Here is a 1,420-nt window from a genome sequence, read left to right as displayed (position 1 = left end):
GCAGCCGTTAAAGCCGTTGAGACACTGGATCATTGCGTCGGTCAGGTTGTGGAAGCCGTACAAAACGTAGGTGGTCAGTTGCTAATCACCGCAGACCACGGTAACGCCGAGCTGATGCGCGATCAGGTTACTGGTGCAGCTTATACCGCTCATACCAACCTGCCAGTACCACTTATCTATGTTGGAAAACCGGCTAAAGCCGTTGAAGGCGGTAAATTGTCTGACATCGCAGCAACCATGTTAACGATGATGGACATGGAAGTGCCTAAAGAGATGACTGGTAAGCCGCTGTTCATCGTGGAATAATCGATCCCCATGAGGGGAAAAGACCAATTTCACGAATCAAAGGTAGCCTTAGCGCTCAAAACGGGTAAAAACATCGGTGATAAGCAAACGTGTTTGTCACCGTTACCCACAGCGCTTCGCATGCTGCCAATACTATGTGCCAGTTTCATTTACGCTGGCGCATGGTTTTCTTCGTTCCCCGCGATTGCCGCTGACGATAATAAACAGCAGCTAAAATCTATTCAGCAAGACATTGCTGAAAAAGAAAAAGCCGTAAAACAACAGCAGCAACAACGCAGTTCACTGCAAGATCAACTCAAAGCCCAAGAAAAAATCATCGCTCAGGCGAGTCGATCCCTGCGAGAAACACAGTCTGAACTGGCGGCGTTAAGTGCCAATGTCACCAAACTAACCGCATCAATTAAAAAGCTTCAGTCGCAAGAGAATAAGCATCTACAACTGCTTGAGCATCAACTCGATATGGCTTTCCGCCTAGGGAAACATACCGGCATTCAAGTATTGCTGAGTGGTGAAGAAAGCCAGCGCAGTGAGCGTATCTTGGCTTACTTTGGCTATCTCAATGAAGCACGCCAGAAGAACATTGATAAGCTAAACCAAACTCGCACAGAGTTAGCCAGTGAAAAGAAAGCGCTAGAAGCAGCACAGAACCAACAAAACGCGATTCTCATCACTCAGCAGCAAGCTCAACAACAGCTTGAATCTGCCCGCATTCAGCGACAAAAAACACTGTCATCGTTGGAAAGCGCTCTGGCGAAAGACCAGCAACAGCTCTCTGAAATGAAAGCGAACGAATCGCGCCTGCGCGATCAGATTGCAAAAGCCGAACGTGAGGCTAAGGCTCGAGCCGAGCGAGAGGCTCGTGAAGCCGCCAAACTTCAGGCTCAAATGAAGGCTAAAGAAGAACAGGCGAAGAAAAAAGGCACCACCTATAAATACAAACCAACGGAAAGTGAGCGTTCGTTAATCGCCCGTACCGGGGGTTTAGGCCGTGGCAACGGTCAGGCTCTGTGGCCAGTTCGCGGTCGTACTATTCACAGTTTCGGCGAAACACTGCAAGGTGAGCTGCGCTGGAAAGGGATGGTTATTGCTGCATCCGAGGGTAGCGAAGTCAAAG

The 1,420-nt window shown here is 49.1% G+C and carries 1 protein-coding gene and 1 pseudogene; both read left to right on the top strand.

Features of this window, described 5'->3' with window-relative positions; translation table 11 throughout:
• Nucleotides 1-306: pseudogene (locus tag ACRC27_RS04790) on the top strand (2,3-bisphosphoglycerate-independent phosphoglycerate mutase); the annotation flags it as partial.
• Nucleotides 307-315: 9 nt separating this feature from the next.
• Nucleotides 316-1,420: murein hydrolase activator EnvC (envC, locus tag ACRC27_RS04785; RefSeq protein WP_438639312.1), on the top strand; the 1,105-nt coding region annotated here is incomplete at its 3' end.

It is taken from the genome of Plesiomonas sp. (assembly GCF_051650925.1).
In the GTDB taxonomy this organism is placed as follows: Bacteria; Pseudomonadota; Gammaproteobacteria; order Enterobacterales; family CAMTGL01; genus Plesiomonas.
This window is presented reverse-complemented; position numbering and strand designations above follow the sequence as displayed.